The 22959-nt window shown below is 71.7% G+C and carries 19 protein-coding genes; 3 read left to right on the top strand and 16 right to left on the bottom strand.

Annotated elements, in window-relative coordinates:
* Positions 1–540 precede the first annotated feature (540 nt).
* Positions 541–1617 carry a serine hydrolase domain-containing protein gene (locus ACZ5WG_RS37975; RefSeq protein WP_468729215.1) on the top strand — a complete coding sequence of 359 codons (1077 nt, stop codon included), beginning with the start codon at positions 541–543 and terminating at the stop codon, positions 1615–1617.
* A 25-nt stretch (positions 1618–1642) separates the two neighbouring features.
* On the opposite strand, the gene ACZ5WG_RS37970 is transcribed toward ACZ5WG_RS37975, so the two are convergent.
* Positions 1643–3103 (bottom strand): RsmB/NOP family class I SAM-dependent RNA methyltransferase, encoded by a 1461-nt coding sequence (locus ACZ5WG_RS37970; RefSeq protein ID WP_468729211.1) that lies wholly within the window; start codon positions 3101–3103, stop codon positions 1643–1645.
* Between the two features lie 117 nt (positions 3104–3220).
* Positions 3221–4165, bottom strand: a complete 945-nt coding sequence (fmt, locus tag ACZ5WG_RS37965) for a methionyl-tRNA formyltransferase (protein WP_468729210.1) — start codon at positions 4163–4165, stop codon at positions 3221–3223.
* Between the two features lie 296 nt (positions 4166–4461).
* Here fmt and ACZ5WG_RS37960 point away from each other — a divergent pair, with 296 nt between their 5' ends.
* Positions 4462–4980: a hypothetical protein gene (locus ACZ5WG_RS37960; protein ID WP_468729209.1), complete on the top strand. Its 519-nt coding sequence runs from the start codon at positions 4462–4464 to the stop codon at positions 4978–4980.
* Positions 4981–5292: 312 nt separating this feature from the next.
* On the opposite strand, the gene ACZ5WG_RS37955 is transcribed toward ACZ5WG_RS37960, so the two are convergent.
* The 14 genes from ACZ5WG_RS37955 to pyrR all read right to left on the bottom strand — a co-directional run bounded on the left by ACZ5WG_RS37955 (position 5293) and on the right by pyrR (position 22051).
* Positions 5293–7413, bottom strand: a complete 2121-nt coding sequence (locus tag ACZ5WG_RS37955; RefSeq protein ID WP_468729208.1) for a primosomal protein N' — start codon at positions 7411–7413, stop codon at positions 5293–5295.
* A gap of 237 nt (positions 7414–7650) precedes the next feature.
* Positions 7651–8859 carry a methionine adenosyltransferase gene (gene metK / locus ACZ5WG_RS37950; protein ID WP_266631096.1) on the bottom strand — a complete coding sequence of 403 codons (1209 nt, stop codon included), beginning with the start codon at positions 8857–8859 and terminating at the stop codon, positions 7651–7653.
* Positions 8860–9054: 195 nt separating this feature from the next.
* Positions 9055–10269 (bottom strand): bifunctional phosphopantothenoylcysteine decarboxylase/phosphopantothenate--cysteine ligase CoaBC, encoded by a 1215-nt coding sequence (gene coaBC, locus ACZ5WG_RS37945; RefSeq protein ID WP_468729207.1) that lies wholly within the window; start codon positions 10267–10269, stop codon positions 9055–9057.
* A gap of 99 nt (positions 10270–10368) precedes the next feature.
* Positions 10369–10641 carry a DNA-directed RNA polymerase subunit omega gene (rpoZ, locus tag ACZ5WG_RS37940; protein ID WP_004948662.1) on the bottom strand — a complete coding sequence of 91 codons (273 nt, stop codon included), beginning with the start codon at positions 10639–10641 and terminating at the stop codon, positions 10369–10371.
* 61 nt (positions 10642–10702) lie between these two features.
* Positions 10703–11266 (bottom strand): guanylate kinase, encoded by a 564-nt coding sequence (gene gmk / locus ACZ5WG_RS37935; RefSeq protein ID WP_030157469.1) that lies wholly within the window; start codon positions 11264–11266, stop codon positions 10703–10705.
* A gap of 61 nt (positions 11267–11327) precedes the next feature.
* Positions 11328–11651, bottom strand: a complete 324-nt coding sequence (locus ACZ5WG_RS37930; protein WP_008740406.1) for an integration host factor — start codon at positions 11649–11651, stop codon at positions 11328–11330.
* A 301-nt stretch (positions 11652–11952) separates the two neighbouring features.
* Positions 11953–12786 carry an orotidine-5'-phosphate decarboxylase gene (gene pyrF, locus ACZ5WG_RS37925; protein ID WP_468729214.1) on the bottom strand — a complete coding sequence of 278 codons (834 nt, stop codon included), beginning with the start codon at positions 12784–12786 and terminating at the stop codon, positions 11953–11955.
* Positions 12787–12812: 26 nt separating this feature from the next.
* Entirely contained in the window at positions 12813–13922 is a 1110-nt protein-coding gene (locus tag ACZ5WG_RS37920; RefSeq protein ID WP_468729206.1) for a quinone-dependent dihydroorotate dehydrogenase, read from the bottom strand.
* An 85-nt stretch (positions 13923–14007) separates the two neighbouring features.
* The gene (gene carB / locus ACZ5WG_RS37915) at positions 14008–17316 is read right to left on the bottom strand and encodes a carbamoyl-phosphate synthase large subunit (protein ID WP_468729205.1); all 3309 of its coding nucleotides are present in this window, start codon (positions 17314–17316) and stop codon (positions 14008–14010) included.
* Positions 17309–18457 carry a glutamine-hydrolyzing carbamoyl-phosphate synthase small subunit gene (gene carA, locus ACZ5WG_RS37910; protein WP_468729204.1) on the bottom strand — a complete coding sequence of 383 codons (1149 nt, stop codon included), beginning with the start codon at positions 18455–18457 and terminating at the stop codon, positions 17309–17311. The genes carB and carA overlap by 8 nt, the downstream gene beginning before the upstream one ends.
* Positions 18454–19035: a PH-like domain-containing protein gene (locus ACZ5WG_RS37905; protein ID WP_468729203.1), complete on the bottom strand. Its 582-nt coding sequence runs from the start codon at positions 19033–19035 to the stop codon at positions 18454–18456. The genes carA and ACZ5WG_RS37905 overlap by 4 nt, the downstream gene beginning before the upstream one ends.
* Complete coding sequence (locus ACZ5WG_RS37900; protein ID WP_468729202.1) at positions 19032–20318, bottom strand: dihydroorotase; 1287 nt, start codon at positions 20316–20318, stop codon at positions 19032–19034. Before ACZ5WG_RS37900 ends, ACZ5WG_RS37905 begins: the two co-directional genes overlap by 4 nt.
* A 2-nt stretch (positions 20319–20320) precedes the next feature.
* On the bottom strand, positions 20321–21310 hold the full coding sequence (locus ACZ5WG_RS37895; RefSeq protein WP_030294587.1) for an aspartate carbamoyltransferase catalytic subunit: 990 nt from the start codon (positions 21308–21310) through the stop codon (positions 20321–20323).
* A gap of 144 nt (positions 21311–21454) precedes the next feature.
* Entirely contained in the window at positions 21455–22051 is a 597-nt protein-coding gene (gene pyrR / locus ACZ5WG_RS37890; RefSeq protein ID WP_053786074.1) for a bifunctional pyr operon transcriptional regulator/uracil phosphoribosyltransferase PyrR, read from the bottom strand.
* A 263-nt stretch (positions 22052–22314) separates the two neighbouring features.
* On the opposite strand from pyrR, the gene bldD reads away from it, so the two are divergent.
* The gene (bldD, locus tag ACZ5WG_RS37885; protein WP_007263032.1) at positions 22315–22815 is read left to right on the top strand and encodes a transcriptional regulator BldD; all 501 of its coding nucleotides are present in this window, start codon (positions 22315–22317) and stop codon (positions 22813–22815) included.
* The last annotated feature ends 144 nt before the right edge of the window (positions 22816–22959 follow it).

The following is a 22959-nucleotide window of genomic DNA, read 5'->3' as shown; positions in this document are numbered from 1 at the left end:
TCGCGAAGCGACGCGACCGCAGGGAGCGCCCTTGAGGGACCGGCACGACACGGAAGGACAGTGGACTGACGGGACGCCCCCGGACCCCTCCCGACCCCGAGTCCACAGACCCCGCCCCCGCCCTCCCGACCGACCCTCCCGACCCCGAGCACGCAGACCCCGCAAAACCCCGCCCCCGATACATGGGCCGACGCCGAGCTCGTGGCTCCCGCCTACTCCCCTCCGCCCGCCCGTCCACCCCCGGGAGGGTGGCTCCCGCGCATCCCCCCGGCCCGTCCTCCCCCCGACACCCGGTCAGCTGCGGACGTACGGGTCAATACAGCTACCCGCACCCCGAGATGGGTGGTACCAGGCTCACCCCGTGTGATCGGATCCCGAGATGCTGGAGGGGCAGGCAAATCGCCGCTTTCCCTCTGATTCCGCAGGAGATCCCTCGTGCACGATTCCACCGGCCGACACGCACCGCACGCCCCGCACACCCCCCGCCCCCGCCCCCACCGCCGCGTCCTCACCGCCGTCTCCGTCCTCACCGCCGGAGTCGTGGCGCTCGGCGCGCTCGCGCCCGCCGCGGCGTTCGCCGCCGGCAAGCCGGACACCGTGCAGCAGGGCCTGGGCGCCCTGGTGCGCGACGACGGGGTGCCCGCCGCGCTGGCCGGAGTCAAGGACCGCGACGGCCGGACCCGCAACTACACCGCCGGTGTCGCCGACCTGACCACCCGGGCGAAGGTGCCGACCGACGGGCAGGTGCGGATCGGCAGCAGCACCAAGACGTTCACCGCCGTGGTCGTCCTGCAGCTGGTCGGCGAGGGCAAGATCGGCCTCGACTCCCCCGTCGAGACCTACCTGCCGGGCCTGCTGCGCGGCGACGGGATCGACGGCCGCGCCATCACCGTCCGCCAACTCCTCCAGCACACCAGCGGGCTGCCCAACTACACCCAGTACATCGACATCCCCGCCCTGCGGTACCGGTACGTCGAACCCCGCGAGCTCCTCGACGCCGCCCTCGCGCACAAGGGCGAGTTCCCGCCGGGTACGCAGTGGAAGTACAGCAACACGAACACCGTGGTCGCCGGTCTGATCATCCAGAAGGTCACCGGCCGGCCGCTCGCCGACCAGATCACCGAGCGCGTCATCGACCGCATCGGGCTGCGCCACACCTACTTCCCCGCCCCCGGGTACCGGACCATCAAGGAGCCCCACCCCAAGGGCTACCACCGCCTGACCGCCGACGGACCGCTTGAGGAGTACACGGAGATGGACCCCGCCTGGGGCTGGGCGGCGGGTCAGCTGATCTCCACCAACAGCGACGTCAACCGGTTCTACGGCGCGCTGCTCGCAGGCCGCCTCCTCGCCCCCGAGCAGCTCGCCCAGATGCGCACCACCGTGCCCGCCGAGGACCTCGGCCCCGGGGCCCGCTACGGGCTTGGCCTGGTCAGCAGGCCGCTCTCCTGCGGCGGCGTGTACTGGGGCCACGGCGGCGACATTCCGGGGTACGAGACCCGCGGGGGCGCGACCGAAGACGGCCGCGCCGTCTCCGTCGCCGTGACCACCATGGCGAAGGACGAGGCGGCGGCCCATCGCGTGGAGTCCGTGGTGGACAAGGCCTTCTGCCGCTGACCGGCTCCCGGACGGCCAGGACGGGTTACCCGGTACGCCGGATCAGGGCCAGGTACATCGCGTCCGTCCCGTGCAGGTGCGGCCACAGCTGGACGTCCGGGCCGTCACCGAGGGCCGGGACGCCCGCCATGTACGGCCTGGCGTCGATCAGTTCGGCGTCCACCGGGGATGCGCCCGCGCCGCGGCCGCGCAGGACGTCGTCCACGACCACCCGGGTCTCGGCCAGGTGCGGGGAGCACGTCGCGTAGCCCACGACGCCGCCCACCCGGACCGCCGACAGCGCCTCCCGCAGCAGCGCGCGCTGCAGCGGGGCGAAGCCCTCCAGGTCCTCGGGGCGGCGGCGCCACCGCGCCTCCGGGCGGCGGCGCAGCGCGCCCAGGCCGGAGCACGGGACGTCCATCAGGACCCGGTCGAAGGAGCCCGGCCGCCACGGCGGCCGGGTGCCGTCCGCCGCGATGACCTGGTACGGGCCGGGGTTGCCGGCCAGGGCGCGCTCCACGAGCCGGGCCCGGTGCGGCTGCTTCTCGGAGGCCAGCAGGAACGCCCCGCGCTGCGCCGCCAGGGCCGCCAGCAGGGCCGCCTTGCCGCCGGGGCCCGCGCATCCGTCCAGCCAGCGCTCGTCGCTGCCCTCGACCGGCGCGGCGGCCAGGGCCATCGCCACCAGCTGGCTGCCCTCGTCCTGGACGCCGGCGCGCCCCTCGCGGACCGCCTCCAGCGCTCCGGGCTCGCCGCCCTCGGCCATCCGGACGGCGTACGGCGACCAGCGCCCCGGCAGCGCCGAGTCCTCGCCGACCGCCTCCAGCAGTTCCTCGGGCGTGGACCGCCCGGGCCGCGCCACGAGCGTGACCTCGGGCCGCTCGTTGTCGGCTTCGAGCAGGTCCTCGATGCCGGCCCGGCCGCCGCCGAGCGCGTCCCACAGTGCGCTGACGACCCACCTCGGGTGCGAGTGGTAGACCGCGAGGTGCTCCTCGGCGTCCTCCTCGTACGGCGGGGCCACCCGCTCGAGCCAGCCGTCCAGATCGTGCGCGGCGATCTTGCGCAGCACGGCGTTCACGAACTTGGCGCGCCCGTCGCCGAGCACCACCCGGGCCAGCTCCACGCTGGCCGACACCGCCGCGTGCGTGGGGATCCGGGTCCCCAGCAGCTGGTGGGCGCCGAGCGAGAGCACGTCCAGCACGGGCGGGTCCACCTCCCGCAGCGGCCGGTCGATGCAGGCCTTGATGACCGCGTCGTACGTGCCCTGCCGACGCAGCGTCCCGTACACCAGCTCGGTGGCCAGCGCCGCGTCCCGGGCCTCGAAGCCCTCGGTCTGGCGGGCCTTGCGCAGCAGCGGGGGCAGGACGAGGTTCGCGTACGCGTCGCGCTCGTCCACCGCCCGGAGCGCCTCGAAGGCCAGCAGCCGGACGGGGTCCTTCTTGGGACGGCGGTACGGCTTGGCCTGCCGCTTGCCTGCGTCGCTGCGCGGGGGACGGGACTGTTCGCTCACGTGAAAGGTGCTCCGGGTTTACGGGGTGTACGAGGTGCTGCTGACGGCGGGACGGTGCCCGCATGGGTTGCCGGTCCCGAAGGGGGTTGCCGGTCCCGAAAGGGGTGCCGGTACGGATCAGCCTACGTCCGTGCCGCCGACGCGCTCGCCGGGAGCGATCCGCACCCCGCGTGCCCAGTCGGCGCCGCGCATCGGCTTCTTGCCCTGGGGCTGCACCCAGAGCAGCTCCACGGCGTGCGAGCCGGTGCCGACGTACACGTTGTTCTTGGCCGGGGCGAGCTCGCCGGGCGCCAGGTCCGTGCGGTCGGCGACCAGGCCGACGGAGATCAGCTTGAGCCGCTCCCCGCGGAAGACGGTCCAGGCGCCGGGCGCGGGCGTGCAGCCGCGCACCATGCGGTCGGCGCGCATCGCCGGTGCCTTCCAGTCGATCCGGGCGTCCTCGACGGTGATCTTGGGGGCGAGCGAGATCCCGTCGGCGGGCTGCCCGACGGCGCGCAGGGTGCCGTCCTCGATGCCGTCCATGGTGGCGGCCAGCAGGCCGGCGCCGGCGAAGGCGAGGCGGGTCAGCAGGTCGCCGCTGGTGTCGGTGGGCCGGATCTCCTCGGTCAGGTGCCCGTAGACGGGTCCGGTGTCCAGGCCCTCCTCGATGAGGAAGGTGGAGGCGCCGGTGACCTGGTCCCCCGCCATGATCGAGTGCTGGACGGGGGCGGCCCCGCGCCAGGCCGGCAGCAGCGAGAAGTGCAGGTTGACCCAGCCGTGGCGGGGGATCTCAAGGGCGCTCTTGGGGATCAGCGCACCGTACGCGACGACCGGGCAGCAGTCGGGGTCGATCTCGCGCAGCCGGGCCTGGAATTCCGGGTCCCGGGGCCGGACCGGCTTGAGGACCTCGATGCCGGCCTCCTCGGCGCGCTCGGCGACCGGGCTGGCGATGAGCCGGCGGCCGCGGCCGGCCGGTGCGTCGGGCCGGGTGACGACGGCGGCGACCTCGTGGCGCCCGGAGGCGATCAGGGCGTCCAGGGCGGGTACGGCGACCTCGGGGGTGCCTGCGAAGACGAGCTTCACTGGGGTCCTACCTCGCTATCTCGGCTGTCAGCAGCGCACCAGTCTATGTTCCCGGCGCCGTTGGGGATGCCCGGCCCGATCGGCGGACGCCCCCGGGGCCCGTTCGGGGTCCTGGACGCCTCGTCAGGGGGCGTGGGCACACACGCGCGCCTCTCGCATATGCCGACACGCCCCCGGTGCGTGACTTCCGTGCCGTATGACGCGTTGGTCAAGAGAGATTGACCGAAACCGGGCCGCGATGAGAACGGTGTCTGCGGCCCGATCCGCTCTTCAGCACCGGTTCGAGAGGCTTCTTCATGGCCGACCACGCCACCCACGACGCCCAAGCACGGGCCAGCCTGCATCTCCTGGTGCGGGACATCGAGCGGGTTCGCCGGCAGGTGGATGCTCTGCGTACGCTCACCGCCCAGCTCGGCAACGTGTACCGCCCGCGCCGCTCCGGTCCCTCCACGGGCTTCGTCGTCTATGGCCGGGCCCCCGCGCCCACCGTCCGTCTCGCGCAGGAGCTGCGGGACAGCGTCGAGACGCTGGTGACCGCAGCGGTGGACTTCGACCGCTCGCTCGGCTTCTCGTGGGACGCGGTGGGTTCCGCGCTCGGCGTCACCAAGCAGGCCGTGCACCGGCGCTACGGGGCCCGGCGGGCCCAGGCCGCGGAGTCCGCGGAGCCGCTGGCCGAGGGCACGTCCACCCGGACCCTGGGGCCGCTGCCCACCGTCCCGGCGGCCCGCTCGGTGCCGCCGCAGCCGGTGCGCGAGGAGTCCCAGCCCGCGGCCGCGGCACGCTCCGCAGCCTTCCCGGGACCCCGCAACGGCTGATCCGGCACGGTTCCACCGCCACGGCTGAACCCCGCCGGCCGCCGGGACGCCGACCTCCGACGGCCGGCCGGACGCCGTACGCGCATACCGCCCCCGGCGGGACGACCCCCACGGTCGTTCCCGCCGGGGGCGTTCGGCTGCACCCGGCCCAAGGGCTGTCCCGTGATCCCCGGCGGGCGCACGACGCCGGCTGCGGCACCTCGCCGCATCGTCGGAACGCCCGGATTCATCCGGTACGAGGACGCTCCTCCGCCTTGCGATGCACCGCATCCGACGCCGCGCGCCGATCCACCAGGGATTAGGGGACAGCCCTCAGCCGATGTCCGGCGGGTCGATCCGGACCCGGACCGCCTCCGCCGCCGGGACTCCGCGCGCCAGCCGGGCCGCCTGGGCCGACTTCAGGGCGGCCGCCAGCGCCGCCCCGCTGCCGGGCGGGACGCGGACCAGGGCCCGCTCCCCCGGCGACGGCTCCCCGCGCCGGCCCGGCACCGGGACCGGGCCCAGCACCTCCGCGTCCGGCGGCAGTCCGGCACCGGCCAGGAAGGCCTCCACCGCCTCGCCCCGGCCGGCCACGGCCGCCATCCGGGACACGGGCGGGAAGCCGAGCTGGGCCCGCTCCGCGAGCTCCCGTACGGCATGGCCCACCGGATCCCACCGCACGAGGGCCTGGACGGGCCGCAGCGTCGGCTCGGCGACCACGACGACCTGCCCCTCCCCGCGGACCAGCGAGGCGGCGGCGATCCACCGGCGCAGCGCGTCCTCCCCGGCCCGCAGGTCGGGCCGGGTCAGCATCGCCCAGCCGTCCAGCAGCAGCGCCGCCGCGTACCCGGCGCCCGCCGCGACCGGCTCGGCTCCGGGGGTGCACACCACCAGCGCGGGCCGGTCGGGCACCTCGTCCAGGACGTGGTCACGGCCGGACGTGCGCACGGGTACGGCCGGGAAGGCCCGTCCGAGCTCCTCGGCCGTCCGCCGGGCGCCCACCACCTGGGCACGCAGCCGGAACGATCCGCACTCCTCGCAGTGCCAGGCGGTCTCCTGCCGTCCGCACCAGCCGCAGTGCAGGTCCCGCGCGTCGGGGGCCTCCAGCGGCCCCGCGCACACCTTGCAGCGGGCGGGGGTCCGGCACCGCTCGCACGCCAGCCGGGGCGCATAGCCGCGCCGGGGCACCTGGACGAGCACGGGCCCGGACTTCAGCCCCTCCCGTACGGTCTCCCAGGCCAGGCTCGGCAGCCGGGCGGCGCGGGCCGCCTCGTCGCGGGCCAGCAGTTCGTCGCCCACGGTCCGGATCCGGGGCGCGCAGGCCCGTACCGTCTCCCGGTCGGCGACGAGCGGCCGCGCCCAGCCCGTCTCGACCAGCTGGGCGGCCTCCACGGTGCAGCTCGTGCTCCCGGCGAGGAATGCGCAGCCGTCCCCGACGGCCCGCAGCTCGAGCACCTCCCGTACGTGCGGGAACGGCGCGTTGTCGTCGCTGTGGCTGGAGTCGCCGTCGTCCCAGACGGCGACCAGCCCGAGGTCCCGTACGGGCGCGAACATCGCGGCCCGGGTGCCGATGACGGCCCGTACCGAGCCGCGGTGCACGGCGAGCCACTGGCGGTAGCGCTTCTCTGGGCCCGATTCGGCGGTCAGCAGCGCGTGCCGCCCCTCGCCGAGCAGGGCGGTCAGCGCGGCGTCGACCCGGGCTGCGGTGCGCCCGTCGGGCAGGACGGCGAGGGCGCCGCGGCCGGAGGCGAGAGTGGCGGCCATGGCCCGGGCCAGCTCGTCGGCCCAGCCGGGGCCGGGCAGGGCGGTCCAGACGGCGCGCGGGGCGCCGCCGGTGGCGAGGGCCCGCAGGAAGGCGGGGCCGGAGCCGTACCGCGCCCAGCCGCCCGGTTCGGGTGCGGCGGGCGCGGGCAGCGGCTCGGGTGAGGGCTTGGCCTCGGCGCGCGCGTTGCGCGGGGGCAGGGCGAGCTGGAGCACGTCGGCCAGGCTGCCGGCGTACCGGTCGGCGACGGCCCGGGCCAGGGCCAGCATGCCCGGGGTGAGCACGACCTCGGGCGAGACGACGTGGGCGAGGGCGGCCAGTGCACCGTTGTAGTCGGATTCGGCGCGGCGCTCGACGACGAATCCGTCGATGAGGCCGCCGCCCTCGCGGCGGCCGCCGTGGACCTGGTGGGAGCCGGCCCCGAAGCGGACCCGGACGCGGACTCCGGGCTGTGCCGCCTCGGAGAGCTCCTCGGGGACGGCGTAGTCCCAGAGCTGGTCGAGGTGGAGGACGCCCTTGTTGACGAGGATCCGGGCGACCGGCAGCTCCTTGGCGAGGGCTGCGCCGCGCCAGGTGCGCGGCTTGGCCTTGGGGGCCTTGGCCTTCGCCTCGGCGACCATCTCCCGCATCAGCGCGAGCTGCTCCGGCGGGCCGCCCGCCTCGGTTTCGCTCTCGCCGTTGTCCCTGCTCACAGCAGCATTCATACCAAACGCCACCGACAGTGGGCGCCCTCCCGAGATCAGGGCGGGCGGCGGCGGGTGGAACCGTCCTTCAACGCCGGGCTCGCGCCCGGCTCCAGATGAAGCCGTCACCCCGCGCACCGGGAGGGCAGGAGCAGCATAGGCACCGGGGCGCCGGCCGATCAACGCAATACGGCCCCGGACCGGGGTCCGGGGCCGTACGTGTCCGCGGTGCGGCGGAGTGCGCTCTTACAGGCCGGCAGCCGTGCGCAGCGCGTCCACGCGGTCGGTGCGCTCCCAGGTGAAGTCCGGCAGCTCGCGGCCGAAGTGGCCGTACGCGGCGGTCTGGGCGTAGATCGGGCGCAGCAGGTCCAGGTCGCGGATGATCGCGGCCGGGCGGAGGTCGAAGACCTGGCCGATCGCGTCCTCGATCTTCTGGACCTCGACCTTGGCGGTGCCGAAGGTCTCGACGAACAGACCCACCGGCTCGGCCTTGCCGATGGCGTACGCGACCTGGACCTCGCAGCGCGAGGCGAGGCCGGCGGCGACCACGTTCTTGGCGACCCAGCGCATCGCGTACGCGGCGGAGCGGTCGACCTTGGACGGGTCCTTGCCGGAGAAGGCGCCGCCGCCGTGGCGGGCCATGCCGCCGTACGTGTCGATGATGATCTTGCGGCCGGTCAGGCCGGCGTCGCCCATCGGGCCGCCGATCTCGAAGCGGCCGGTCGGGTTGACCAGCAGGCGGTAGCCGTCGGTGTCGAGCTTGATGCCGTCCTCGACGAGCTCCTTGAGCACGTGCTCGACGACGAACTCGCGGATGTCCGGGGCGAGCAGCGAGTCCAGGTCGATGTCCGAGGCGTGCTGCGAGGACACGACGACCGTGTCGAGGCGGACGGCCTTGTCGCCGTCGTACTCGATGGTGACCTGGGTCTTGCCGTCGGGGCGCAGGTACGGGATGGTCCCGTTCTTGCGGACCTCGGACAGGCGGCGCGAGAGCCGGTGCGCGATGTGGATCGGGAGCGGCATGAGCTCGGGGGTCTCGTCGCACGCGTAGCCGAACATCAGGCCCTGGTCGCCGGCGCCCTGCTTGTCGAGCTCGTCCTCGTCGCCCTCGACGCGCTTCTCGTACGCGGTGTCGACACCCTGCGCGATGTCCGGGGACTGCGCGCCGATGGACACCGAGACGCCGCAGGAGGCGCCGTCGAAGCCCTTCTTGGACGAGTCGTAGCCGATCTCGAGGATCTTGTCGCGGACGAGCTGCGCGATCGGCGCGTAGGCCTTCGTCGTCACCTCACCGGCGATGTGGACGAGACCGGTGGTGATGAGGGTCTCCACGGCCACACGCGAGGTCGGGTCCTCGGTGAGAAGTGCGTCGAGGATCGTGTCGCTGATCTGGTCAGCGATCTTGTCGGGGTGACCCTCGGTGACGGACTCCGAGGTGAACAGGCGACGGGACACAACGCTCCCTGGGGTTGCAGCGGCTGCTGGCTGATCATTTGGCGGAACCACACCGGGGGCTGCGCCCGATCACGTTCCGAATGCAGTTTATCGGTCGCCACCGTTTGCCGGACCACCTGTCTCGCCCTATGGGAGCCATGTGACCTGCGGCACTCCATTCTGGCTCATGGAATCGGCTACGAGAAGAGCCGTCGCTCAGGCGCGTCGGGGAGCGAGTCGCGGGGCGACCTGGTCCCAAATCACTTCGGCCAGCGCTTCCTTCGGTCCATAGGGAACCGGGGTCTCGGCCCCATCAGAGGCAAGGATCACAGCCTCGTTCTCCTCGGAACCGAAGGTCTTGGATGTGCCCACCTCGTTCACGACGAGAAGATCACACCTCTTGCGGAGCAATTTGGTCCGGCCGTTCGCGAGGACATTGTCAGTTTCGGCGGCGAAACCGACCACGACCTGGCCCTCCCGGGCCCGGTCGGCCGAGATCTCCGCGAGGACGTCGGGGTTGCGGACGAGCGCCACGGGCGCCGGATCCTGCCCGTCCTTCTTCTTGATCTTGCCGTCCGCGTACTCGGCCGGGCGGAAGTCGGCCACGGCCGCGGCCATCACCACGGCGTCGGCGTCCGCCGCCGCCTTGAGGACCGCCTCGCGCAGCTGTACGGCCGTCCCGACCCGTACGACGTCCACCCCGGCCGGGTCGGCCAGCGCGGTGTTGGCCGCCACGAGGGTGACCCGGGCCCCGCGGGCGACGGCCGTGCGGGCCAGCGCGTAGCCCTGCTTGCCGGAGGAGCGGTTGCCGAGGAAGCGGACCGGGTCGAGCGGCTCCCGCGTGCCGCCCGCGCTGATCACCACGTGCCGGCCGGCCAGGTCGGGCTCGGCCACGCCGCGCGCCAGGACCCTTCGGCACACCTCGTAGATCTCCTCGGGGTCGGGCAGCCGCCCCTTGCCGGTGTCCTTGCCGGTGAGCCGGCCGACCGCGGGCTCGATGACGAGGGCGCCGCGGCGGCGCAGCGTCGCCACGTTCTCCTGGGTGGCGGGGTGCTCCCACATCTCGGTGTGCATGGCGGGGGCGAAGACCACCGGGCAGCGCGCGGTGAGCAGGGTGTTCGTGAGGAGGTCGTCGGCGAGGCCGTGGGCGGCCTTGGCGAGCATGTCCGCGGTGGCCGGGGCGACGACGACGAGGTCGGCGCTCTGTCCGATCCGCACGTGCGGGACCTCGTGGACGGTCTCCCAGACCTCGGTCCCGGCCGGGTTGCCGGACAGCGCGGCCCAGGTGGCCTCGCCCACGAAATTCAGGGATGCCGCCGTGGGCACCACCCGTACGTCGTGTCCGGACTCGGTCAGCCGGCGCAGCAGCTCGCACGCCTTGTACGCGGCGATCCCGCCGCTGACTCCGAGCACGACCTTCGGCTTACCCACCACACACGCCCCTTCGGCTGATCGTCGTACCTGTCTATGACACACCACAGGCCCGGCAGATGTTCTGCCGGGCCTGTGGTGAAAGGAATGCCAGGTGCCTTACTGAGCCGGGGCCTCGATGGCCTCGGAGGTCAGCAGACCCGCGTTGATCTCGCGCAGCGCGATCGAAAGCGGCTTCTCGTGGACGTGGGTGTCCACCAGCGGGCCGACGTACTCGAGCAGGCCCTCACCGAGCTGCGAGTAGTACGCGTTGATCTGACGCGCGCGCTTGGCCGCGTAGATCACGAGGCTGTACTTCGAGTCCGTGGCCTCGAGCAGCTCGTCGATCGGCGGGTTGATGATGCCCTCGGGCGCAGTGATGGAAGAGGACACGCTCTACCTTCCGAAGATGGGTGAAAGATCAAGCATCAATCGATGGAACATCGATCAACGATCAAACAACTTCCATCAAGGCTAGCAGCTCACGCGCCACGTCCTCGACGGAGGTGTTCACCAGGGTGGTGTCGAACTCGGACTCGGCAGCGAGTTCGACCTTGGCGGTCTCCAGCCTGCGCTGGATGACCTCGGGTGATTCGGTGCCGCGGCCGGTGAGCCGGCGGACCAGCTCGTCCCAGCTCGGCGGCGCCAGGAAGACGAGTTGAGCTTCGGGCATCGACTCGCGGACGAGTCGCGCGCCCTGGAGGTCGATCTCCAGGAGAACGGGCTCGCCGTTCTCGAGTCGCTCCACCACCGCGCCGCGCGGTGTGCCGTAGCGGTTGCCCGCGAACTCGGCCCACTCCAGCAGCTCGCCGTTGGCGATCAGCTTGTCGAACTCGTCGTCGTTGACGAAGAAGTAGTGGACTCCGTGTCGCTCACCGGGCCGCGGCTTGCGGGTGGTGGCCGACACCGAGAGCCATACCTCGGGGTGGACCTTGCGCATATGCGCGACGACCGTGCTCTTGCCGACCCCCGAAGGGCCGGAGAGCACGGTCAGCCGCGGACGAACCTCTGCTGCCATAGAGCGATTATCCAGGTTCTCGGGACTGCCTGAGAACGCCGGGAGAACTTCAGGCAACGCGTCAGCCGGCAGGAGTGCCGAACTCACGCTCCAGAGACGCGATCTGGTTGGAACCGAGACCTCGGACACGCCGGGACTCGGAGATGCCGAGGCGCTCCATGATCTGCTTGGCGCGGACCTTGCCCACGCCAGGCAGGGACTCCAGCAGGGCGGAGACCTTCATCTTGCCGATGACGTCGTTCTCCTGGCCCGTCTTGATGACCTCTTGGAGCGAGGCGCCGGAGTGCTTGAGTCGATTCTTCACCTCGGCCCGCTCCCGGCGAGCCGCGGCGGCCTTTTCGAGCGCGGCTGCGCGCTGTTCAGGGGTAAGGGGCGGAAGAGCCACGCCTACGTCACCTCGGATGTCGAACTGTCGGATACGGACCGGTGGGGAACCCTAGGGCGCCACACCAGGCGAATGCCCGAACAGCGGTGGAACTCGTTCGCTGCTCGTTCACTCTGATCGGAGACTAGCGGCCAAGGCCGCTCCAGTCAGCGAGAACGGACGAAAAGTCCTGGTCAGCCTCCACTGAACCGTACATCACGGACAAAACACCCCGGTTTTGTCCGGTGAAAGACGTTCGAATTTCGTCAGACCGTGCGACGTGCGGTGCGGCCGGGCCGCCCGGCGGCACTCCCGAACGGCCTCAGACGGAGACCGCCTCGCGGATTTCGTCCGCGAACCGGGTGGCCGAGGCGCGCAGGGCCGCGGCGTCCGGACCGTGCTTCAGCACGCCCCGCGACACGTTCGGGACCACGTTGCGGACCGCCGCGCCGAAGACCGCCGGCAGATCGGCCGCCGTCGCGCCCTGCGCACCGATGCCGGGCGCCAGCAGCGGCCCGTTGATGTCCAGGTCGAAGGACGACAGGTCGCCCAGCGTGGCGCCGACCACGGCCCCGAAGGAGCCCATCGGCGCCGCGCCCGCGTTCTCCGCCGCGAGGTGGCCGAGCATCGTCGCGCCGATCGTGCGGCCGTCCTCGCGCACCGCGCGCTGGACCTCGGCTCCCTCCGGGTTCGAGGTGAGCGCGAGCACGAAGAGACCGGCGCCCGAGCGGCGGGCGAGTTCCACCGCCGGCTGCAGCGAGCCGTAGCCCAGGTACGGGGACACGGTCAGGGCGTCGGAGAACAGCGGCGAGGACGGCGAGAGGAACGCCTGCGCGTACGCGGCCATCGTCGAGCCGATGTCACCGCGCTTCGCGTCCATGAGGACGAGCGTGCCCGCAGCCCGCGCATCGGCCACGGTCTGCTCCAGCACCGCGATGCCCTTCGAGCCGAAGCGCTCGAAGAAGGCCGCCTGCGGCTTGAAGACGGCCACCGAGTCGGCGAGTGCCTCGACGACCGTGCGGGAGAACTTCTCCAGGCCCGCGATGTCGTCGTTCAGACCCCAGGACGACAGGAGGGCCGCGTGCGGGTCGATGCCCACGCACAGCGGGCCGCGGGAGTCCATCGCCGCGCGCAGACGGGTGCCGAAGGGGGTCACGGCGGTCTCGGTCACGGGGGTCTCGGTCACTGGGCGGCCTTTCGGGTTTCGGCGCCGACGGCCTCGGCGAGGGTCGCGTACGGGCTGACGGCCAGGCGCGCGGCCAGGCCCTTGTGGATGGCGCGGGCGTAGAACGGGCCCTCGTAGATGAACGCGCTGTACCCCTGGATCAGGGTCGCGCCGGCCAGGATCCGCTGCCAGGCGTCCTCGGCGTTCTCGATGCCCCCGACGCCCACCAGCACCAGACGGTCGCCCACACGGGCGTACAGGCGGCGCAGGACCTCCAGGGAGCGCTCCTTGACCGGGGCGCCGGACAGGCCTCCGGTCTCCTTCACGAGGGACGGGGCGGACTTCAGGCCCAGGCCCTCCCGCGCGATGGTGGTGTTCGTCGCGATGATGCCGTCCAGGCCCAGCTCCAGGGCGAGGTCCGCGACCGCGTCCACGTCCTCGTCCGCGAGGTCCGGCGCGATCTTCACCAGGAGCGGGACCCGGCGGTCGGTCACCGTGCGGTCCGCGGCCTCCCGTACGGCCGTCAGGAGCGGCCGGAGGGACTCGGTGGCCTGCAGGTTGCGCAGGCCCGGCGTGTTCGGCGAGGAGACGTTCACGACCAGGTAGTCCGCGTGGCGGGCCAGGCGCTCGGTGGAGGCGACGTAGTCCGCCACCGCCTCCTCCTCCGGCACGACCTTCGTCTTGCCGATGTTGACGCCCACGACCGTCCTGAAAACGGGTACGCGGGCCGCCAGGCGGGCCGCCACTGCCGCGGAGCCCTCGTTGTTGAAGCCCATCCGGTTGATCAGCGCGCGGTCCGGCACGAGCCGGAACAGCCGCTTCTTGGGGTTGCCCGGCTGTGCCTGCGCCGTGACCGTGCCGATCTCGATGTGGTCGAAGCCGAGCATGGACATGCCGTCGATGGCGACGGCGTTCTTGTCGAAGCCCGCGGCGAGGCCGAACGGGCCGTGCATGCGCAGCCCGAGCGCCTCGGTGCGCAGCTCCTTGTGGCGCGGGGCCAGGGCCGCCGCCACGAAGGTGCGCAGCACCGGGGTGCGGGCCGCGAGCCGGATCCAGCGGAAGGCCAGGTAGTGGGCCTGCTCCGGGTCCATCCGCTTGAAGACGAGGTCGAAGAAGAGTTTGTACATGTCGAGAAGATCCCTTGTGCGCTCATGAAGAGGGGGACACCCGTCGCTTGCGCGAATCCGGTGTCCCCCTCCCCTGTACGGGCTGCTAGTCGCGGGCCGCGGTCAGGTGCTCCGCGTGCTCCTGGAGCGAGCGGACGCCCACGCCGCCGTGGTTGAGCGCGTCGATGCCCTGGACGGCCGCGGCGAGCGCCTGGACCGTGGTCAGGCACGGGACGCTGCGCGCCACGGCCGCCGTGCGGATCTCGTAGCCGTCGAGGCGGCCGCCGGTGCCGTACGGCGTGTTGACGATCAGGTCGACCTGGCCGTCGTGGATCAGCTGGACGATGGTCTTCTCGCCGTTCGGGCCCTCGCCCTCGCTGAGCTTGCGGACCACGGTGGCGTTGATGCCGTTGCGGCGCAGCACCTCGGCGGTGCCGGAGGTGGCCATGAGCTCGAAGCCGTGGGCGACCAGCTCGCGCGCCGGGAAGATCATCGAGCGCTTGTCGCGGTTGGCGACGGAGATGAACGCGCGGCCCTTGGTGGGCAGCGGGCCGTAGGCACCGGCCTGCGACTTCGCGTACGCCGTGCCGAAGACCGAGTCGATGCCCATGACCTCGCCGGTGGAGCGCATCTCCGGGCCGAGGACGGTGTCGACGCCGCGGCCGTGGATGTCGCGGAAGCGCGACCACGGCATGACGGCCTCCTTGACGGAGATCGGCGCGTCGAGCGGCAGGGTGCCGCCGTCGCCGGTCTTCGGCAGCATGCCCTCTTCGCGCAGCTCGGCGATGGTGGTGCCGAGCGAGATGCGGGCGGCGGCCTTCGCGAGCGGGACCGCGGTCGCCTTCGAGGTGAAGGGGACGGTGCGGGAGGCGCGCGGGTTGGCCTCCAGGACGTAGAGGATGTCACCCGCCATCGCGAACTGGATGTTGATCAGGCCGCGGACTCCGACGCCCTTGGCGATGGCCTCGGTGGAGGCGCGCAGCCGCTTGATGTCGAAGCCTCCGAGGGTGATCGGGGGCAGGGCGCAGGCGGAGTCGCCGGAGTGGATGCCGGCTTCCTCGATGTGCTCCATGACGCCGCCGAGGTAGAGCTCGGTGCCGTCGTAGAGGGCGTCGACGTCGATCTCAATGGCGTCGTCGAGGAAGCGGTCGACGAGCACGGGGCGGGTCGGCGAGATCTCGGTGGACTCGGCGATGTACGACTCGAGGCGGGCCTCGTCGTAGACGATCTCCATGCCGCGGCCGCCGAGCACGTAGGACGGGCGGACGAGGACCGGGTAGCCGATCTCGTCGGCGATGGCCTTCGCACCTGCGAAGGTGGTCGCGGTGCCGTGCTTGGGGGCGGGCAGGCCGGCCTCGGCGAGGACCTGGCCGAAGGCGCCGCGGTCCTCGGCGGCGTGGATGGCCTCGGGCGAGGTGCCGACGACGGGGACGCCGTTGTCCTTGAGGGCCTGGGCGAGACCGAGGGGGGTCTGGCCGCCGAGCTGGACGACGACACCGGCGATGGGGCCGGCGAGCGACTCGGCGTGGACGATCTCCAGCACGTCCTCGAGCGTCAGCGGCTCGAAGTACAGGCGGTCGGAGGTGTCGTAGTCCGTCGAGACGGTCTCCGGGTTGCAGTTGACCATCACGGTCTCGTAGCCGGCGTCGCTGAGTGCGAAGGAGGCGTGGACGCAGGAGTAGTCGAACTCGATGCCCTGGCCGATGCGGTTCGGGCCGGAGCCCAGGATGATCACCGCGGGCTTGGTGCGGGGCGCGACCTCGGACTCCTCGTCGTACGAGGAGTAGAAGTACGGGGTCTTCGCGGCGAACTCGGCGGCGCAGGTGTCGACCGTCTTGTAGACCGGGCGGACGCCGAGGGCGTGGCGGACCTCGCGGACGACGTCCTCGCGCAGGCCGCGGATCTCGGCGATCTGGGCGTCGGAGAAGCCGTGCCGCTTGGCCTCGGCGAGGAGCTCGGGCTCGAGCTTCTCGGCGCCGGCCAGCTCGTCGGCGATCTCCTTGATCAGGAAGAGCTGGTCGACGAACCAGGGGTCGATCTTCGTTGACTCGAAGACCTCTTCCTGGGTGGCGCCGGCGCGGATGGCCTGCATGACGGTGTTGATGCGGCCGTCGGTCGGGCGGACCGCGGTGGCCAGCAGCTCGGCCTTGTCGCCGGGGTCGCCGACGAAGGTGAACTGCGAGCCCTTCTTCTCCAGGGAGCGCAGGGCCTTCTGGAGGGCCTCGGTGAAGTTGCGGCCGATGGCCATGGCCTCGCCCACCGACTTCATGGTGGTGGTGAGGGTGGCGTCGGCCAGCGGGAACTTCTCGAAGGCGAAGCGCGGGGCCTTGACCACGACGTAGTCGAGGGACGGCTCGAAGGAGGCCGGCGTCTTCTCGGTGATGTCGTTGGGGACCTCGTCGAGCGTGTAGCCGATGGCCAGCTTGGCGGCGATCTTGGCGATCGGGAAGCCGGTGGCCTTCGACGCGAGCGCCGAGGAGCGCGAGACGCGGGGGTTCATCTCGATGACGATGACGCGGCCGTCGACCGGGTCGATCGCGAACTGGATGTTGCAGCCGCCGGTGTCGACGCCGACCTCGCGGATGATCGCGATGCCGATGTCGCGCAGCCGCTGGTACTCGCGGTCGGTGAGGGTCATCGCCGGGGCGACGGTGATGGAGTCGCCGGTGTGGACGCCCATCGGGTCGAAGTTCTCGATGGAGCAGACGACGACCACGTTGTCCTTGGTGTCGCGCATCAGCTCCAGCTCGTACTCCTTCCAGCCGAGGATGGACTCCTCCAGGAGCACCTCGGTGGTCGGGGAGAGCGTGAGGCCCTGGCCGGCGATGCGGCGCAGCTCGTCCTCGTCGTGGGCGAAGCCGGAGCCGGCGCCGCCCATGGTGAAGGAGGGGCGGACGACGACGGGGTAGCCGCCGAGGGTGTCGACGCCCTTGATGACGTCGTCCATCGAGTGGCAGATGACCGAGCGGGCGGACTCGCCGTATCCGATCTTGGCCTTGACTGCCTCGACGACGCCCTTGAAGAGGTCGCGGTCCTCGCCCTTGTTGATGGCCTCGACGTTGGCGCCGATGAGCTCGACGCCGTACTTCTCCAGTACACCCTGCTCGTGCATGGAGATGGCGGTGTTGAGCGCGGTCTGGCCGCCGAGGGTCGGGAGCAGCGCGTCGGGGCGCTCCTTCGCGATGATCTTCTCGACGAACTCGGGGGTGATCGGCTCGACGTACGTGGCGTCGGCGATCTCCGGGTCGGTCATGATCGTCGCCGGGTTGGAGTTCACCAGGATGACCCGCAGGCCCTCGGCCTTGAGGATGCGGCAGGCCTGGGTGCCGGAGTAGTCGAACTCGGCGGCCTGTCCGATGACGATCGGGCCGGAGCCGATGACCAGGACGGACTGGATATCGGTGCGCTTAGGCACGCTCGGCCTCCATCAGAGATACGAAGCGGTCGAAGAGGTACGCGGCGTCGTGCGGGCCGGCGGCCGCCTCGGGGTGGTACTGGACGGAGAAGGCCGGCTGGTCGAGCAGCTGGAGGCCTTCCACGACGTTGTCGTTGAGGCAGACGTGGGAGACCTCGGCGCGGCCGTAGGCGGTCTCGGAGACCTTGTCGAGCGGCGCGTCGACGGCGAAGCCGTGGTTGTGCGCGGTGATCTCGACCTTGCCGGTGGTGCGGTCCTGCACCGGCTGGTTGATGCCGCGGTGGCCGTACTTCAGCTTGTACGTGCCGAAGCCGAGCGCGCGGCCCAGGATCTGGTTGCCGAAGCAGATGCCGAAGAGCGGGGTCTTGCGGGCGAGCACGCCCTGCATGACGGAGACCGCGTGGTCGGCGGTGGCCGGGTCGCCCGGGCCGTTGGAGAAGAACACGCCGTCCGGCTGGACCGCGTAGACGTCCTCGACCGTGGCGGTGGCGGGCAGCACGTGCACCTCGATGCCGCGTTCGGCCATCCGGTGCGGGGTCATGCCCTTGATGCCGAGGTCGACGGCCGCGACGGTGAACTTCTTCTCGCCGATGGCGGGGACGACGTACGTCTCCTTGGTGGCGACCTCGGCGGAGAGGTTCGCGCCCTTCATCTGCGGGGAGGCCTGGACCTTCGCCAGCAGCGCCTCGTCGCGGACGTGCGCCCAGGCCTCGCCCGAGAAGATGCCGACGCGCATGGCGCCGCGCTCGCGCAGGTGACGGGTCAGCGCGCGGGTGTCGATGCCGGAGATGCCGACGACGCCCTGCTTGACCAGCTCCTCGTCCAGCGAGCGCTGCGAGCGCCAGTTGGACGGGACGCGGGCGGGGTCGCGTACGACGTACCCGGCGACCCAGATGCGGGAGGACTCGGGGTCCTCGTCGTTGACGCCGGTGTTGCCCACGTGCGGGGCGGTCATCACGACGACCTGCCGGTGGTACGACGGGTCGGTGAGGGTCTCCTGGTAGCCGGTCATGCCGGTGGAGAACACGGCCTCGCCGAAGGTCTCCCCCACAGCGCCGTAGGCGCGGCCGCGGAAGATCCGACCGTCCTCCAGGACGAGTACGGCGGGAGCTTTGGCTGCTCCCCTGGTGGAGGTCGTCATCGTTCGGCGCCTTCCGTCGTGATGGATTGGTTCATGAGATTGAGTGCTTCGACCCAGGCGGCGTGTTCGGCCGCGCGGTCGGAGCGGAATCCGGAGTCGATCAGCTTGTCGCCGTGCGCCCAGGTGACGACGAGGAGACCGCCCTCGGTGAGTACCTTGCCCGCGATTCCCTTGTCGAGGCGGGCGCCGCGCAGCTGCGCGGCCGGTACGAAGAAGTCGGTGGCACCCGGACGGACCACGTCGAGGCCCGCGTCGGTCAGCGTCAGCTCGACCCGGCTGCGGACGCCCAGACCGTGGGCGACGATCCGGTCGAGCCACTGCCCGGCGGTGGTGGACCCGTGGTACCGGCCGGTCAGGGCCAGCCGGTGCTCGGGGAGACCGCCGGGGGCGGCGGGCAGCTCCGGCAGATCGTTCTGCAGGGCGCCGCGCCATTTCCAGCCCTGCCGCATCAGCCAGTACACGAACGCGATGAAGACGAGCAGACCGATCACCCACGCGATGCGTGCGCCAAAGTCCGTCACCTCCGCCGACCGTCGTTCGGCGGCCTCGGCGGCCAGTTGGATTACTGCAGGTGTCACGCCAGATTCCCGTCCACGACCGTTGCCCGGCCCCGCAGGAAGGTGTGAGTGACGCGACCCGGCAGCTCACGGCCCTCGTAAGGCGTGTTGCGGCTGCGGGAGGCGAAGTGTGCGGGGTCCACGACACCACGGTACGAGGTATCGACCAGCGTCAGGTTCGCGGGTTCACCTGCCGAGACGGGGCGGCCGTGGTTGTCCAGGCTGCCGATCCGCGCCGGGGCGAAGGACATGCGCTCGGCGACGCCCGCCCAGTCGAGCAGTCCGGTCTCCACCATCGTCTGCTGGACGACGGAGAGCGCGGTCTCCAGGCCCACCATGCCCATGGCGGCGGCGGCCCACTCGCAGTCCTTGTCCTCGTGGGGGTGCGGGGCGTGGTCGGTGGCGACGATGTCGATCGTGCCGTCGGCGAGCGCCTCGCGCAGGGCCATCACGTCGCGCTCGGTGCGCAGCGGCGGGTTGACCTTGTAGACCGCGTTGTACGAGCGGACCAGCTCGTCGGTGAGGAGGAGGTGGTGCGGGGTGACCTCGGCGGTGACGTCGATGCCGCGGGACTTGGCCCAGCGGACGATCTCGACGGAGCCGGCGGTGGAGAGGTGGCAGATGTGCACGCGGGAGCCGACGTGCTCGGCGAGGAGGACGTCGCGGGCGATGATCGACTCCTCGGCGACGGCCGGCCAGCCGCCCAGACCCAGCTCGGCGGAGACGACGCCCTCGTTCATCTGGGCGCCCTCGGTCAGGCGGGGCTCCTGGGCGTGCTGGGCGACGACGCCGCCGAAGGCCTTCACGTACTCCAGGGCGCGGCGCATGATCACGGCGTCGTCGACGCACTTGCCGTCGTCGGAGAAGACGGTGACGCGGGCGGCCGACTCGTGCATGGCGCCCAGCTCGGAGAGCTGCTTGCCCTCGAGGCCCACGGTGACGGCGCCGATGGGCTGCACGTCGCAGTAGCCGGACTCCTTGCCGAGCCGCCAGACCTGCTCGACGACGCCGGCGGTGTCGGCGACGGGGAAGGTGTTCGCCATGGCGAAGACGGCGGTGTAGCCGCCGGAGGCCGCGGCACGGGTGCCGGTCAGGACGGTCTCGGAGTCCTCGCGGCCCGGCTCGCGCAGGTGGGTGTGCAGGTCGACGAGGCCGGGGAGGAGGACCTGGCCCTCGGCCTCGATGACGGTCGCGCCCTCGGCGGACAGCCCGGTTCCGACCTCTGCGATGGTCTCGCCGTCGATCAGGACGTCCTGCGCCTCGCCGCCGAGTACCTTCGCCCCACGAATCAGGATCTTGCTCATGATTACTTGCTCTCCTCGATACGGGGCGTGCTGGTGGTGGTGACGGCGGGCTCGGAACCTCCGAGCAGCAGGTACAGGACGGCCATCCGGGTGGAGACGCCGTTGGCGACCTGCTCGACGGCGGTGCAGCGGTCGGAGTCGGCGACCTCGGCGGTGATCTCCATGCCGCGGTTCATCGGCCCGGGGTGCATGACGATGGCGTGCTCGGGCATCTTGGCCATGCGGTCGCCGTCGAGCCCGTACCGGCGGGAGTACTCGCGCTCGGTCGGGAAGAAGGCGGCGTTCATGCGTTCGCGCTGCACACGCAGCATCATGACCGCGTCGGACTTCGGCAGCACCTCGTCGAGGTTGTACGAGACCTCGCAGGGCCAGCTCTCGACGCCGATCGGGACCAGGGTGGGCGGGGCCACCACGGTGACCTCGGCGCCGAGCGTGTGGAGCAGCTGGACGTTGGAGCGGGCGACCCGGCTGTGCAGGACGTCGCCGACGATGGTGATGCGGCGGCCGTTCAGGTCCTTGCCGAGGCCGGCGTCGCGGCCGACCAGGCGGCGGCGCATGGTGAAGGCGTCCAGCAGGGCCTGGGTGGGGTGCTCGTGGGTGCCGTCGCCGGCGTTGACGACGGCGGAGTCGATCCAGCCGGAGGTCGCGAGCCGGTAGGGGGCGCCGGAGGCGTGGTGGCGGATGACGACCGCGTCCGCGCCCATGGCCTCGAGGGTCAGCGCGGTGTCCTTCAGGGACTCGCCCTTGGAGACCGAGGAGCCCTTGGCGGAGAAGTTGATGACGTCGGCGGAGAGCCGCTTGGCGGCCGCCTCGAAGGAGATCCGGGTGCGGGTCGAGTCCTCGAAGAAGAGGTTGACGACCGTGAGGCCGCGCAGGGTGGGCAGCTTCTTGATCGGCCGGTCCGCGACGCGTGCCATCTCCTCGGCGGTGTCGAGGATGAGGACGGCGTCGTCGCGCGTGAGATCGGCGGCCGAGATGAGGTGGCGCTTCATCAGGGTGCTCCGTAAGTCGGTGAGGTCAGAGCAGTGGCGAGGTCAGAGCGGTGGGGAGGTCAGAGCGGCGGACGGGTCGGAGTGCGGCCCGGCAGGCAGGCTCGCGCACGGGCCCCCGCGTTCGGGGCCCCTCACTCGTACGGGCTACTGCCCGGCGGCCGTGTCGGTCCGCTGGCCGAGCAGCACGGCGTCTCGGCCGTCCTCCTCCTGGAGCTGGACCTTTACGGTCTCCCGCAGCGACGTGGGGAGGTTCTTGCCGACGTAGTCGGCGCGGATCGGGAGCTCGCGGTGGCCGCGGTCGACGAGGACCGCGAGCTGTACGGCGCGGGGGCGGCCGAGGTCGCCCAGTGCGTCGAGGGCGGCTCTGATGGTGCGGCCGGAGAAGAGCACGTCGTCGACGAGGACGACGAGGCGTCCGTCGATGTCGTCGCCGGGGATCTCGGTGCGGCCGATCGCGCGGGCGGGCTTCATCCGCAGGTCGTCGCGGTACATGGTGATGTCGAGGGAGCCGACCGGGATCTTCGTGCCGGTGATCTCTTCGAGCTTGGCGGCCAGCCGGCGGGCGAGGTACACACCGCGGGTGGGAATGCCGAGGAGCACCACGTCGTCGGCGCCCTTGGCGCGTTCGACGATCTCGTGGGCGATGCGGGTCAGTACCCGCGCGATGTCCTGTGCCTCGAGCACGGGGCGCATCGCCTCGATGCCCTGGGCATCGACGTTCTGAGCAGCCTGAGCGTCCATGAAAAGGACCTCCTTCTCCGCCTCACGGGACGGACCTTAAAGGACGTCTGATGTACGTCTCCCACGGTACCAGGACCCTGGCGGGGAACCGGCACCGGGCCTGTGCCGGCCCCTCGTACGTGGGCGTCGGACAGCATTCGGCTTGACGCATCCAAGTAACGCTGCGTAACCTCACAGTGAGTTACCAGCCGCGCGGCGGAGCCGCACGTGGTCCATGTCGTCAGCGTCCATGTCGTCACAGCGTCACAGCGTCCGGGAGCGTTATGTCCAGCGAATACGCCAAACAGCTCGGGGCCAAGCTCCGCGCCATCCGCACCCAGCAGGGCCTCTCCCTCCATGGTGTCGAGGAGAAGTCCCAGGGCCGGTGGAAGGCCGTGGTGGTCGGATCGTACGAGCGCGGGGACCGCGCCGTCACCGTCCAGCGCCTCGCCGAGCTGGCGGACTTCTACGGGGTGCCGGTGCAGGAACTCCTGCCGGGCACGACTCCCGGAGGGGCGGCCGAGCCGCCGCCGAAGCTGCGCCTCGACCTGGAGCGCCTCGCGGGCGTGCCCGCCGAGAAGGCCGGCCCGCTGCAGCGTTACGCGGCGACCATCCAGAGCCAGCGCGGGGACTACAACGGCAAGGTGCTGTCGATCCGTCAGGACGACCTGCGCACCCTCGCCGTCATCTACGACCAGTCCCCCTCGGTCCTGACCGAGCAGCTGATCAGCTGGGGCGTGCTCGACGCGGATGCGCGTCGCGCCGTGGCGCACGAGGACATCTAGTCCCCGCGCCCAGGACGAGCAGAAACGTTACCGGCGTGGGGGGGGGGGGGGGGGGGGGGTGGGGGGGGGGGGAGGGGGGGGGGTGTGGGGGGGTGGGGGGGGGGGGAGGGCCAGGAGAGGGAAGAAGAAAAAAGGAGAAAAAAA

Source organism: Streptomyces sp. NPDC032745 (assembly GCF_055579465.1).
The sequence above is the reverse complement of the archived record's forward strand: the minus strand, read 5'-3'. Positions and strand labels throughout refer to the sequence as shown.